Origin of the sequence: Streptomyces sp. NPDC048255 (assembly GCF_040652415.1) — a bacterium.
Lineage (GTDB): Bacteria > Actinomycetota > Actinomycetes > Streptomycetales > Streptomycetaceae > Streptomyces.
On the sequence record NZ_JBEZMA010000044.1, the window covers coordinates 1 to 12,280 of the forward strand.

Genomic DNA, 12,280 nt, shown 5'->3' on the forward strand with positions numbered 1-12,280 from the left:
CAGGACGAGCGCGCAACCTGGGTCCCACTTGCGTAGCGGGGGCTCAGTGCGCGAGCCGAGGAGACAGCCCGGAGGGGCACCGCGGACCGACCCCACCGACCAGGCCCCGGCAAAGCCGAACCGCACAACGTCGAGGCCTGGCGCAGCCGACCAGGCCCCGCCAGGGACAGGTAAACCCCGAGCAGGCCCTGCCAGGGAACCGGCCCTGCCAGGGGAACGGGCCGCCGGGGACAGGCCAACCCCGAGCAGGCCCCGCCAGGGGACCGGCCCCGCCAGGGGACCGGCCCCGCCAGGGGACCGGCCCCGCCAGGGGACCGGCCCCGCCAGGGGACCGGCCCCGCCAGGGGACCGGCCCCGCCCAGGGAAGCGGCCCCCGGCAGGGGAAGGGTCAGCTTTCCGTGCGGTACATCAGGTCGACCTCGTGGGTGGTGAAGCCGAGGCCCGCGTAGACGGCGAGGGCCGCCGGGTTGTCGGCGTCCACGTAGAGCATCGCGGTGGGCAGGCCCTGCGCGGCCAGGTGGCGCAGGCCGATCGCGGTGAGGGCCTTGCCGAGGCCGCCCCCCTGGGCGCCGGGGCGGACGCCGACCACGTAGACCTCGCCGAGCCGCTGCTCCGCGTGGACCTTGGTCCAGTGGAAGCCGATGATCTCGCCCTCCCGCTCGGCGAGGAAGAAGCCCTTGGAGTCGAACCAGGGCTGCGCGATCCGGTCGTTCAGGTCCCGCTGCGTCAGCGCCCCCTGCTCGGGGTGGTGGGCGAAGGCGGCCGCGTTCGCCGCGAGCCAGGCCGCGTCGTCGGCGCCGGGTACGAAGGTCCGTACGGTCACCCCCGGCGGGAGCACCGGCTCGGGCAGCGGGTCACCCCCGGACAGCGGGCGGCGCAGCTGCCGCAGCTCGCGGAAGAGGGTCAGGCCGAGCACCTGCGCAAGGTGCCGGGCGGCCGACTTGCCGCCGTGGGCCCACACCCGGATCCGCTTGCCGGAGGCGGCCAGCAGGGCCGTGCCCAGCGCCCGCCCGTGGCCGCGCCCGCGCAGCGCGGGGTGGACGAGGAGCTCGGCGGCGGGGGCCTCCACCGGGTCGGTGTCCTCCAGTTGTCCGTATCCGACGAGCCGGCCGCCGACGGTGAGCAGGAAGTGCCGGATGCCCTCGCGCGGGCCGCCGCGCAGCTGGAGCCGGCCCTGTTCGGACACGGCGGTGGTGCCGTCGGTACGCGCCGCGTCCTCGATCAGGGCGAGTACGGCGTCGGCCTGCTCCTCCGTCAGTTCCTCGAGGGTCTCAATCTGCCGTCCCGGCTCCAGGGCCGCTGCTGCGTCAGTCATGACACGAGCCTACGACCGCGACGGGCGCGCCGTGGAGTGCGGACCGGGCGTCGGTCCGTCTTCTGTGCGTAACCACCTCGATACCCGATACCCCCTGTCGTGCTACGCGCGTTGACCATAGGCTTCGGCGGACCTCCCAAGCTGTATCGCTGTCCACAAAGGGGATTAAATGTCAGCGACGCCACAACGGCACCGCCGAGTCCGCCGGTTGACCCTCACTGCCATCGCCGCCACGGCCGGGGCCGGGGCGATGGTCGCCGCCGCACTGCCGGCCGGGGCCGCGAGTGGTGGCGGTGCGGGCAAGAGCCGCACCGTCGATGTGCAGATGCTGTCGATCAACGACTTCCACGGCACGCTCGAGCCCCCGCAGGGCTCCTCCGGCAACGTGACCGAGCGTCAGGCAGACGGCACCACCAAGGCCATACCCGCGGGCGGGGTCGAGTACCTCGCGACCAGCCTGCGCGAGGCCCGCAAGGGCCACGAGTACTCCGTCACCGCCGCCGCCGGTGACATGATCGGCGGCAGCCCGATGCTGTCCGGGCTCTTCCACGACGAGCCGAGCATCGAGGCGCTGAACAAGCTGGACCTGGACGTCTCCAGCGTCGGCAACCACGAGTTCGACGAGGGCCGGGCCGAGCTGCGCCGCATGGCGTACGGCGGCTGCCACCCGGTCGAGGGCTGCTTCGAGCCCGGCAAGGAGTTCACGGGCTCCGAGTTCCAGTACCTCGCCGCGAACGTGACGGACGAGAAGACCAAGCGTCCGCTGATGTCGCCCACCTTCGTCTGGAAGAAGGGGGACGTGAAGATCGGCTTCATCGGCGTCACCCTGGAGGGCACGCCGGACGTCGTGACGGCCGAGGGCGTCAAGGGCCTGAAGTTCGGCGACGAGATCGAGACGATCAACAAGTACGCCGCCGAGCTGAACAAGCAGGGCGTGAAGTCGATCGTCGCGCTGATCCACGAGGGCGGTCTGCCCGCGAGCGGCGCGTACAACTACGACTGCGACGTCCCCGGTGCGGGCGCGGGCATCTCCGGTGCCATCGTGGACATCGCCAAGAACGTGGACGCCAAGGTCGACGCGCTGGTGACGGGCCACACGCACCAGGCGTACGCCTGCAACATCCCCGACCCGGCGGGCAACCCGCGTACGGTCACCTCGGCCGCCTCCATCGGCCGCCTGTACACGGACACCACGCTGACCTACGACCGGCAGACCAAGGACATCGTCCGTACGCCGGTCGCCTCGCCGAAGCCGGTCAACAAGGTCGTCACCCGGGACCAGCCCAAGGCCCCGGACATGACCGAGCTGATCCAGCGCTGGAACGCCCTCGCCGCCCCGATCGCCAACCGTCCGCAGGGCTTCATCTCGGCCGACATCCCGGGCCGCGGCTCGGACGCGCCGGAGAAGCCGCTCGGTGACCTGATCGCCGACGCGCAGCTGGAGGCGCTGGCCCCGGCCGACAAGGGTGGCGCGCAGCTGGCCGTCATGAACCCGGGCGGCATCCGTTCGGACCTCGCGTACAAGGCCTCGGGTGGCGAGGGCGACGGCGTGGTGACGTACGGCGAGTCCTTCACGGTCCAGCCGTTCACCAACATGATGAACATCGTGGACCTGACCGGCGCGCAGCTGATCACCGCGCTCCAGCAGCAGGTCAGCGGGCCGGTCAACGGGACGAGCCCGAAGATCCTCCAGGTGTCGAAGGGCTTCACGTACACCCTGGACATGACGAAGACGGGCGCGGACCGCATCGTCGTGGACTCGGTGAAGCTGAACGGCGCGGCGATCGACCCCGCCAAGACCTACCGGGTCGCGATGAACGAGTTCCTCGCGGGCGGCGGCGACGGCTTCACCGTCCTGAAGGAGCACAAGAACAAGCTGGTGGGCGCGTCCGACCTGGACTGCTTCAACGCCTACCTGACGAACAACTCCTCGGAGCAGGCGCCGATCGCGCCGCCGGCGGCGAACCGGATCACCGTCATCAAGTAACACCCGCGCACAGCGCGCCCGGAGGGGCGGCGGGCCCTGTGGCCCGCCGCCCCTCCGGCGTTCCCGGGACCGGCGTTCCTAGAGGGTCGCGAGGAAGGCGGCCACGGCCTCGGTGAAGCCCTTCGGGTCCTGGAAGGGGACGAAGTGCTCGGTGTCGAGACCGGTGTACGAGGTCCCGGGCCGCCGGGAGACCATCGCGTCGGCCTGCTCCTGCGGGAGCGCCTGGCTGCGCCTGCCGTGGATCAGCAGGGCCGGGCAGCGGCTCGCGGTCCAGACGTCCCACTGGGAGGCGCGGAACTCGGCGATGGTGTCCAGGGTGTCCTGGGGGTGGAACGGCAGCCGCCACCCGCTGCCGTCGGGGAGCGGGCGCAGGGCGGGTGCGACCGACTCGCCCCAGGGGCCGCAGGCGGCGACGAGCTGCTCGCGGGTGGGCGCGGTGTAGGGCAGGCGGCGGAGGAATTCGAAGGGGCTCGGGCCCTCGGCGCGCTCCACCGGGGAGTCGACGTTGATCATCGCGGAGACCAGGTCGGGCCGGGTGGCGGCCAGGTGGTAGGCGTTGATCCCGCCGAGGGAGAAGCCGAGGACGGGCAGCGGGCCGGTGAGGCCGAGGTGCTCCAGCAGGGCGACGGCGTCGGAGACGTAGCCCTCGCGGCTGTACTCGGTGGTGCGGTCGGAGTCGCCGTGGCCGCGCTGGTCGGGGGCGATGACCCGCCACGCGTCGCCGAGGGAGGCGGCCAGGTCGGCGTAGTGGGCGCCTTCGGAGAGACCGCCGTGGAGGGCGAGCAGCGGGCGGCCGGGGCCGCCGAAGTCCACGTAGGACAGGGTGCGGTCGTCGATCTTCAGCTCGTGGCGCATGGTTCTTCGTCTCCCCGTGTCGTGTGGTCCGGCTTCGAGGGCCTCCGGGGCTCCCCGGTCCGCCTGTCTGCCGGTCCGCCGGTCTGCCTTCGTGGGGAAGCCTGCCAGGATTTGGGCAAGCGCGCAATACGTTTGTCTTGGGCGAGCGCCCAAAAGGGATGACGCGGATACGATCCCGGCATGGGAAATCGTGAGGACCTGCTGGCCGGGGCGCGCCGCTGCCTGGAGGAGAAGGGGTACCTGCGCACGACCGTGCGCGACATCGCCTCCGCGGCATCGGTGAGCATGGCCGCGATCGGCTACCACTTCGGCTCCCGCGAGGCCCTGCTGAACCAGGCCCTGTTCGCCGCCATGGACGAGTGGGCCGCCGGGGCCGGGCGCCTCGCCGGGCAGGGCGACAGCGCCGAGGCGCGCTACGCCGACATGTGGGACCGCAAGATCCAGGACTTCGGCGAGACGCGCTGGCTGTGGACCGCCTCCGTCGAGGCCTTCGTGCACGCCCAGTCCTCGCCCGAACTGCTCGCGATCCTGGCCGAGGGTCAGCGCGGGTCCCGGCGGATGGCTGCGGCGCAGCTGCGCGGGGTGTCCGAGGAGGCCGTCGCCGAGGAGGACGTACGGTCCCTCGGGTCGGTGCACATCGCCCTGCTGGCCGGGGTGATGGTGCAGTGCCTGACCGACCCGGAGCACGCGCCGGACGGGCGGGAAATCGCCCAAGGGCTGCGCGCCATCGCCGAGTTGCTGGAGAAGTAGGCCTTACCGACGGGTAGTAAAGGCTGGTTCCGCACGCCATAATCCGGTCCCACCACTGGGTCGGCAAAGGGGCGGGCATGGGCATGGCACTGGACCGGCGGGCATTCCTCACCGGGGCGGGGGCACTGGCGGCCACGGCCGCCGTCGGACTGGCCGGAGCGGCCCCGGCCGCCGCCCGCACGCTCGGCACCCAGGACTGGATGGCTGGCCTGGCCGACTCCACCGCCCTCCAGCGGATGACCATCCCCGGCACCCACGACGCGGGCGCCCGCCACGGCGGGCTCTACGTGGCCTGCCAGAACACCTCGATCGCCGAACAGCTGGACTCCGGGATCCGCTTCCTGGACGTCCGCTGCCGGGTGACGGGCGGATCGTTCGCGATCCACCACGGCTCCTTCTACCAGAACCTGATGTTCGGCGACGTGCTCGTCGCCTGCCGGAACTTCCTCACCGCACGGCCCTCCGAGACCGTCCTGATGCGGCTCAAGCAGGAGTACTCCACCGACAGCGACGCGACCTTCCGCGCCGTCTTCGACGACTACCTCGACAACCGGGGCTGGCGATCGCTGTTCCGGATCGCCGACACCCTGCCCTCCCTCGGGCAGGCCCGCGGCAAGGTGGTCCTGCTCGCCGACAACGGCGGCCTGCCCGGCCTGCGCTACGGCGACAGCAACGTCTTCGACATCCAGGACGACTGGAACGCCGAGCCCTTCGCCAAGCGCGGCAGGATCGAGAACCACTTCCGCAAGGCCGTCCAGCAGCCCGGCAAGCTCTTCGTGAACTACACGAGCACCGCGGCCTACATGCCGCCGCGCTGGAACTCCGACCGCCTCAACCCGCAGGTGCACGGTTTCGTCGACGGCGGGGAAATGGCCGGCCGGACCGGGCTCGGCATCGTCCCGATGGACTTCCCGAACACCCGCTCCGGACTGGTCGCCTCACTGATCCGGCACAACTGACGGGCCGGCCGGCGGCGGGGTCGGCGCCCCCGGGATGCGGAGCAACGCCTCCGTGCCCGGGCCGCCGTCGGCCGCCGCCCGCAGCTCGGCGCTGCCGCCCGTACGGGCAGCCGTACGGGCCACGATCGACAGCCCCAGCCCGCTGCCGGGCAGGGCGCGGGCCGACGGGGAGCGCCAGAACCGCTCGAAGACGTGCGGCAGGTCCTCGGCCGGGATGCCCGGCCCGTGGTCCCGTACGGTCAGTTCGCCCGCCCGCAGCGTCACCGCGACCTCGCCGCCCGGCGGGCTGAACTTGACCGCGTTGTCCAGGACGTTGACCACCGCCCGCTCCAGCGCGGCCGCCTCGCCGCGTACGTACCAGGGCTCCAGGTCCGAGCGGAAGCGGAGCTCCGGACCGCGCAGCCGGGCCCGCGACAGCGCGGCGCCGGCGATCTCGTGCAGGGCCACCACCTGGAGCGGACCGGGGGACACCGCGTCCGGCCGGGACAGCTCCTGGAGGTCCCCGATCAGCGCGGCGAGCTCCGTCATCTGCGCCTTCACCGAGGCCAGCAGCTCCTTGCGGTCCTCGGGCGGAATGGCCCGGCCGGTGTCCTCGCTGCGCGCCAGCAGCTCGATGTTCGTACGGAGCGAGGTCAGCGGGGTGCGCAGCTCGTGCCCGGCGTCCGCGATGAGCTGGGCCTGCCGTTCCTGGGAGGAGGCGAGCGCGGCGGTCATGGAGTTGAAGGACCGCGACAGGCGGGCGATCTCGTCGTCGCCCTCGTCGGGGATGCGGACGGTGAGGTCCTCGGTGCGGGCGATGTGCTCGACGGCGCCGGTGAGTTCGTCGACCGGCCGCAGCCCGGTCCGGGCCACCCACAGGCCGGCCGCGCCCGCGCCGACGATGCCGATGCCGCAGACCAGGAGCAGTACCCAGGCCAGCGTGGACAGCGGCTTGTCGATGTCGGCGAGCGGCTTGGCCACCGACAGCGCGGCGGCCCGTCCTTCCAGCAGGGCGGGCTGGGTGTAGACCCGCACCGCGACCCCCTCGGAGGTGGTCGCGTCGTAGAGGGCGGCGCCGCGCCGCCGCTGGGCGACCTCCAGGTCGGTGTCGCTGATGCGCAGGGTGCTGCGGCCGTCGACCCAGCAGTGGCCGCCGTCCGGCAGGACGATCTGCACCTGGGCGCTGAGGTTGTTCGCGGGCCGCTCCGGCAGGGCGTTGCCGGAGACCGCGACGCAGCCGATCGACCGGACCACCTGGTTGGCCTGCGCCTCCGCGTTGGTGGCGCGCAGGGAGCTGTCCAACTGGTCGCGCAGTTGGGTGCGGACCATCACCCAGGACACCGCCGCCACGGCGGCCACCGCGAGGGCCACCGCCACCGTGACCAGCAGCGCGAGCCGGGAACGCAGCGGCAGCGCGCGGAACCGGGCGACCGGGCTCACTCGGGCCCGCTCTCGCCGGCCCTCAGGACGTAGCCCACCCCGCGCACGGTGTGCACGAGGCGGGGTTCGCCGCCCGCCTCGGTCTTGCGGCGCAGGTACATCACGTACACGTCCAGGGAGTTGGAACTGGGCTCGAAGTCGAAGCCCCACACGGTCTTGAGGATCTGCTCGCGGGTGAGGACCTGGCGCGGGTGCGCGAGGAACATCTCCAGCAGGGTGAACTCGGTCCGGGTCAGCTCCACCAGCCGCCCCGCCCGGGTGACCTCGCGGGTCGCCAGGTCCATGCGCAGGTCGCCGAAGGTCAGGGCGTCCTCGGGGCCCTCGGCGCCGGCCTGCGGGGCGGCGTAGGAGCTGCGGCGCAGCAGGGCGCGGACGCGCGCGAAGAGCTCGTCCAGCTCGAACGGCTTGACCAGGTAGTCGTCGGCGCCCGCGTCGAGGCCGGTGACGCGGTCGCCGACGGTGTCGCGGGCGGTCAGCATCAGGATCGGCGTGACGCTCCCGGCGGCGCGCAGCCTGCGGGCCGCCGTCAGGCCGTCCATGCGCGGCATCTGGATGTCCAGGACGATCAGGCCCGGTGCGTACGAGGCTGCCTTGTCGAGGGCGTCGAGCCCGTCGACGGCGGTCTGCACGGCGTACCCCTCGAAGGCGAGGCTGCGGCGCAGGGCCTCGCGCACGGCCGGCTCGTCGTCGACGACGAGGACGCGCTGCTGGTCGCCTTCGGCGGGATTCATGGGTGCTCCCCCAGGGTGGTCGTGGTCGTCTCGTGGTCGTCCGGTCCGTGTCCGGCGGAGCCGCGGGAGGCCTCCCGCGGAGCTCCTCCCCAGCGTCGCACGCGGGCGCCGCCGGGCCGGCGGGGACGGCCGCCGGACTTAGTACGTGGTGCTCAGGCCGTTGTTGCCGGAGCCGCCGCCTTCGGTCCCGGCGCCGCCGGGGCCGCCCTTGCGCAGGGAGTCCAGGTCGGCCTTGATGGTGTTGACCGGGATGGCGAAGCCCAGGCCGACGCTGCCCGCGGCGGCGCCGCTGCTGGAGGGGGAGTAGATCGCCGAGGGCATGCCCACGATCTCGCCGTTCATGTTGACGAGGGCGCCGCCGGAGTTGCCGGGGTTGAGGGAGGCGTCCGTCTGGATGGCCTTGTACGAGGTCGTGTCCGAGCCGGTGTTCCCGTTGAACTGCTGACCGCCGTACGAGAACGGCCAGCCGCCGCCCTGCTGCTGGCGCTGGGGCGACTGCTGCTCCGACTTCGGTACGTTCACCTCGCGCTCCAGCGCGGAGACGATGCCGCTGGTCACCGTGCCGGTGAGGCGGTCGGGGGAGCCGATGGCGACGACCTGCTCGCCGACCTTGAGGCTGCCGGAGTCGCCGAGCTCGGCGGGCTTGAGGCCGGAGGCGTCCTGGAGCTTGATCAGGGCCAGGTCCTTGTCGGGGTCGGTGCCGACGATCTTGGCGGAGTACTTCTTGCCGTCGCTCGTCGTCACCTGGATCTGGGTGGCGCCGCTGACGACGTGGTTGTTGGTGGCGATCTCGCCGTCGGCGGTCAGGACGATGCCGGAACCGGTGCCCTGGCCGGACGCCGTGCCGGTGTCGATGCGGACCACGGAGGGGCTGACCTGTTCGGCAACGCCGGAGACGGTGCCGGTGCTGGACTGCGAGACGTTCGTGCCGTTGACGCCGCCGCCGGTGCCCTGCTGGGGGCCCATCAGCTGCTGGACCGCGGCCGCGGTGCCACCGCCGACCACTGCCGCCGCGAGGGCCACCGCGGCCAGCAGCGCGACGGGCCGCCTGGCGCGGGGGGCGGGGGTGGCGGCGTGGGCGGGGCCGGAGGTGGCGGGGCCGGCGGGGCCGGTGTCGGGGACCGTCTCGCCGCGGATGACCGGCGGCTGGTGCGCCTCGTGCCAGCCCGGCGCGGCGGGCGGGTACGAGGGCGGCGGCGGGTACGCCCCGGTCCCGGCGTCCTGCGCCAGCCGGTCACGGCCCCGCTGCCAGTCCTCGCCGAAGGGCGCGTGCCGGGTCGGGCTCTCCTGCGGGTACTCGCCTTCGCGGCGGAAGCTGTCGGTCATGGCTATGACTCTGGCCGCGGATGATGAGAGCTTCCTGAGTCCGGCCTGAGAAGCCCGACAGAACCGCGTATGCCGGATATAAGCGCCGGGGTGTCAGGTGCGGTCCCGCTGCCGCGGCTCCGCTTGGGCGTGCCCTGCGGCGCCGTTGCCGGGGCGCTGCCCCGGACCCCGCGCCTCAAACGCCGGGGGCAATTCCAGCCCCGCCGGCGTTTGAGGCGCGGCGCGGAGCGCCGTACGGGGTGCGGGGCGGAGCCCCGGGGAGCCGGGCCGCAGCCGGGGGGGGGCGCGGGGCGGAGCCCGGCGGGCGGGCCGGGCCGGAGCCGGGTTCTGCTGACCGCCGGAGGCTAGCGGCAGCCGCAGGAGCGCCGGATCACCAGCGCCGAGGGGAACTGCTTCAGGCGTTCGCGGCGGGAGCCGGCCACGCGGAGGCCGTCGTCCAGGACGAGGTCCACCGCCGCGCGGGCCATCGCCGGGCGGTCCGAGGCGATGGTGGTGAGGGGCGGGTCCGTGAGGGCCGCCTCCTTGACGTCGTCGAAGCCGGCCACGGCCAGTTCCCCGGGCACGTCGATCCGCAGCTCGCGCGCCGCGCGCAGCAGGCCGATCGCCTGGTCGTCGGTGGCGCAGAAGATGGCCGGCGGCCGGTCGGGGCCGGACAGGACGTCCAGGGCCACGCGGTAGGCGTCGTAGCGGTTGTACGGGGCCTGGAAGAGCCGCCCCTCGATCGAGCGGCCGGATTCCAGCATCGCCCGGCGCCAGCCCTCGACGTGGTCGGCGACGGGGTCGCCGACCTCCGGGGTGGTCTCCACGCCGCCGAGGCAGGCCACGTACTCGTGCCCGTGCTCCAGCAGGTGGCGGGTGGCGAGCTGGGCGCCGCCGATGTCGTCCGTGACCACGGCGACGTCGTCGATGGCCTCGGGCCGCTCGTGCAGCAGCACGACCCGCGCGTCCCAGGCCTCGATCTCCGAGGCGGCGCGTTCGCTCATGCCCTGGCTGACCAGGATCAGGCCGGAGACCCGCATGCCGAGGAAGGCCCGCAGGTAGTGGACCTCGCGCTCGTCCCGGTAGTCGGAGTTCCCGACCAGCACCATCTTTCCGCGCTCGGCGGCGGCCTGTTCGACCGCGTGCGCCATCTCCGCGAAGAACGGCTGCCGGGCGTCCGGGACGATCATGCCTATGAGGTCGGTGCGCCGCGACGCCATCGCCTGGGCGACCCGGTCCGGGCGGTAGCCCAGTTCCTTGATCGCGGCGAGGACACGCTCGCGCGTGGCCGGGGCAACCGGCCGGGGTCCGTTGTTGATGACGTAGCTCACGACGGCGGTAGAGGTACCCGCAAGTCGCGCCACGTCATCCCGCGTCACCTTGGCCACGCGCGGCAGTCTACGCGGGGTGACCTACCTCTGGGCAGGGCGTCCTGCGGAGTGGATGCTCACGGGGTCTTCCGCCGTCCGGGTGACGGCCGCGCCGCTCTGCGCACCGGTCTGCGCGGCCGCCTGGGCCGCCGCCTTCGCCGCCGCCTGTGCGGCCGCCTCGGCCGCCGCCCGCTCGACCTTCTCCGGCGTGACGAAGCGGTATCCGACGTTGCGGACCGTGCCGATCAGCGACTCGTGCTCCGGGCCGAGCTTGGCCCGCAGCCGCCGTACGTGGACGTCCACCGTCCGGGTGCCGCCGAAGTAGTCGTAGCCCCAGACCTCCTGGAGCAGCTGGGCGCGGGTGAAGACCCGGCCGGGGTGCTGCGCGAGGTACTTGAGCAGCTCGAACTCCTTGAAGGTGAGGTCCAGCACCCGCCCCTTGAGCTTGGCGGAGTACGTGGCCTCGTCCACCGAGAGGTCGCCGTTGCGGATCTCCATCGGGGAGTCGTCGGAACCGAGCTGCTGACGGCCGGTGGCCAGCCGCAGCCGGGCCTCGACCTCGGCGGGGCCCGCGGTGTCGAGGAGGACGTCGTCGATGCCCCAGTCGGCGGTGACGGCCGCGAGGCCGCCCTCGGTGACGACGAGGATCAGCGGGCAGCCCGGCCCGGTGGAGCGCAGCAGCTGGCACAGCGACCGCACCTGCGGCAGGTCGCGGCGGCCGTCCACGAGGATGACGTCGGCGCCCGGGGTGTCCACGAGGGCCGGACCCTCGGCGGGCGCCACCCGGACGTTGTGCAGCAGCAGGCCGAGTGCCGGAAGCACCTCGGTGGACGGCTGCAGGGCGTTGGTCAGCAGCAGGAGTGAGCTCATGCCCGACCACCCCGCCCTGTTCCGGTCGGCCGGTCGAGCACGGTTCGCTGGTCCATCACGTCGGTTCCTCCTCGGTCCCGTCGAGGACGTGCTGCTTCGTACGTGGTGCGTCTCGTCTGGCGTCCGTGCGGTCCCCGCGCCCTGAGGTCCGGACGGCTGCCACTGTTCTCGGGTCGTTCAACGTGCTGAAAGCACAAAAGGACCCGGGGGCAACGTTGCCCGGATCCTCTCGCCAGCAGAATAGCCCACCGGTCCGTTCGGGGCCGAGGTCTGCGGAGGGTCCTCTTCTGTGGTTCGTGCCACGCCCACGACCACCGTATGCCCTGGTTTCACCGTATGGGTGGACCCCGCCTGGACCGGGTGGGCGCACCGGGGGCGCGCGGTGGCACGCCGGGGCGGCGGCGGGGAGGGGTCATCATGGAGGCCGACGGTAGAGAGCCGACGATAGGAGCTGCAGTGGCAACCGGAACCATCCGCTACTGGGCGGCGGCCAAGGCCGCGGCCAAGACGGCGGAGGAGCCGTACTCGGCGCGGACACTGGCCGAGGCGCTCGACGCCGTGCGGGAACGCCACCCCGGGGAGCTGACCCGGGTCCTGCTGCGCTGCTCCTTCCTCGTGAACGACGAGCCCGTGGGCAAGCGCCCGCACGATGCCGTCCAGCTGACCGAGGGGGGCACCGTCGAGGTGCTCCCGCCGTTCGCGGGCGGGTGAGCGGAAAC

At 72.9% G+C, this 12,280-nt stretch carries 11 protein-coding genes; 4 read left to right on the forward strand and 7 right to left on the reverse strand.

The features are described 5' to 3' along the window. Positions 1-388 precede the first annotated feature (388 nt). A complete protein-coding gene (mshD, locus tag AB0D94_RS27525; protein WP_362056664.1) occupies positions 389-1,315 on the reverse strand; it encodes a mycothiol synthase in 927 nt (308 codons plus the stop codon). A gap of 169 nt (positions 1,316-1,484) precedes the next feature. On the opposite strand from mshD, the gene AB0D94_RS27530 reads away from it, so the two are divergent. Then, positions 1,485-3,302: a bifunctional metallophosphatase/5'-nucleotidase gene (locus AB0D94_RS27530; RefSeq protein WP_362056666.1), complete on the forward strand. Its 1,818-nt coding sequence runs from the start codon at positions 1,485-1,487 to the stop codon at positions 3,300-3,302. A gap of 78 nt (positions 3,303-3,380) precedes the next feature. Here the strand turns inward: AB0D94_RS27530 and AB0D94_RS27535 are convergent, their stop codons facing one another. Continuing rightward, complete coding sequence (locus AB0D94_RS27535; RefSeq protein WP_362056668.1) at positions 3,381-4,157, reverse strand: alpha/beta hydrolase; 777 nt, start codon at positions 4,155-4,157, stop codon at positions 3,381-3,383. A gap of 180 nt (positions 4,158-4,337) precedes the next feature. Between AB0D94_RS27535 and AB0D94_RS27540 the strand changes: the two genes are divergently transcribed. Together AB0D94_RS27540 and AB0D94_RS27545 are read left to right on the forward strand one after the other, a co-directional pair. Continuing rightward, a complete protein-coding gene (locus AB0D94_RS27540; RefSeq protein ID WP_362056670.1) occupies positions 4,338-4,907 on the forward strand; it encodes a helix-turn-helix domain-containing protein in 570 nt (189 codons plus the stop codon). 77 nt (positions 4,908-4,984) lie between these two features. After that, a complete protein-coding gene (locus AB0D94_RS27545) occupies positions 4,985-5,866 on the forward strand; it encodes a phosphatidylinositol-specific phospholipase C (protein WP_362056672.1) in 882 nt (293 codons plus the stop codon). Here the strand turns inward: AB0D94_RS27545 and AB0D94_RS27550 are convergent. From AB0D94_RS27550 to AB0D94_RS27570, 5 genes are all read right to left on the reverse strand, one after another. Beyond that, on the reverse strand, positions 5,846-7,285 hold the full coding sequence (locus AB0D94_RS27550; RefSeq protein WP_362056674.1) for a HAMP domain-containing sensor histidine kinase: 1,440 nt from the start codon (positions 7,283-7,285) through the stop codon (positions 5,846-5,848). The two genes, AB0D94_RS27545 and AB0D94_RS27550, sit on opposite strands and share 21 nt — an antisense overlap. Continuing rightward, positions 7,282-8,016: a response regulator transcription factor gene (locus AB0D94_RS27555; protein WP_362056676.1), complete on the reverse strand. Its 735-nt coding sequence runs from the start codon at positions 8,014-8,016 to the stop codon at positions 7,282-7,284. The genes AB0D94_RS27550 and AB0D94_RS27555 overlap by 4 nt, the downstream gene beginning before the upstream one ends. Positions 8,017-8,154: 138 nt before the next feature. After that, on the reverse strand, positions 8,155-9,342 hold the full coding sequence (locus AB0D94_RS27560; RefSeq protein ID WP_362056678.1) for a trypsin-like peptidase domain-containing protein: 1,188 nt from the start codon (positions 9,340-9,342) through the stop codon (positions 8,155-8,157). Positions 9,343-9,686: 344 nt separating this feature from the next. Further along, the gene (locus tag AB0D94_RS27565; RefSeq protein ID WP_266935316.1) at positions 9,687-10,709 is read right to left on the reverse strand and encodes a LacI family DNA-binding transcriptional regulator; all 1,023 of its coding nucleotides are present in this window, start codon (positions 10,707-10,709) and stop codon (positions 9,687-9,689) included. A gap of 24 nt (positions 10,710-10,733) precedes the next feature. Continuing rightward, positions 10,734-11,561: a response regulator transcription factor gene (locus AB0D94_RS27570; RefSeq protein WP_362056681.1), complete on the reverse strand. Its 828-nt coding sequence runs from the start codon at positions 11,559-11,561 to the stop codon at positions 10,734-10,736. A 456-nt stretch (positions 11,562-12,017) separates the two neighbouring features. On the opposite strand from AB0D94_RS27570, the gene AB0D94_RS27575 reads away from it, so the two are divergent. Continuing rightward, on the forward strand, positions 12,018-12,272 hold the full coding sequence (locus AB0D94_RS27575; RefSeq protein WP_031145199.1) for a MoaD/ThiS family protein: 255 nt from the start codon (positions 12,018-12,020) through the stop codon (positions 12,270-12,272). The last annotated feature ends 8 nt before the right edge of the window (positions 12,273-12,280 follow it).

Coding starts and splice junctions, on each gene's coding strand:
- mshD (WP_362056664.1), bottom strand. CDS start 1,315: ATGACTGACGCAGCAGCGGCCCTGGAGCCGGGACGGCAGATTGAGACC.
- AB0D94_RS27530 (WP_362056666.1), top strand. CDS start 1,485: ATGTCAGCGACGCCACAACGGCACCGCCGAGTCCGCCGGTTGACCCTC.
- AB0D94_RS27535 (WP_362056668.1), bottom strand. CDS start 4,157: ATGCGCCACGAGCTGAAGATCGACGACCGCACCCTGTCCTACGTGGAC.
- AB0D94_RS27540 (WP_362056670.1), top strand. CDS start 4,338: ATGGGAAATCGTGAGGACCTGCTGGCCGGGGCGCGCCGCTGCCTGGAG.
- AB0D94_RS27545 (WP_362056672.1), top strand. CDS start 4,985: ATGGGCATGGCACTGGACCGGCGGGCATTCCTCACCGGGGCGGGGGCA.
- AB0D94_RS27555 (WP_362056676.1), bottom strand. CDS start 8,016: ATGAATCCCGCCGAAGGCGACCAGCAGCGCGTCCTCGTCGTCGACGAC.
- AB0D94_RS27560 (WP_362056678.1), bottom strand. CDS start 9,342: ATGACCGACAGCTTCCGCCGCGAAGGCGAGTACCCGCAGGAGAGCCCG.
- AB0D94_RS27570 (WP_362056681.1), bottom strand. CDS start 11,561: ATGAGCTCACTCCTGCTGCTGACCAACGCCCTGCAGCCGTCCACCGAG.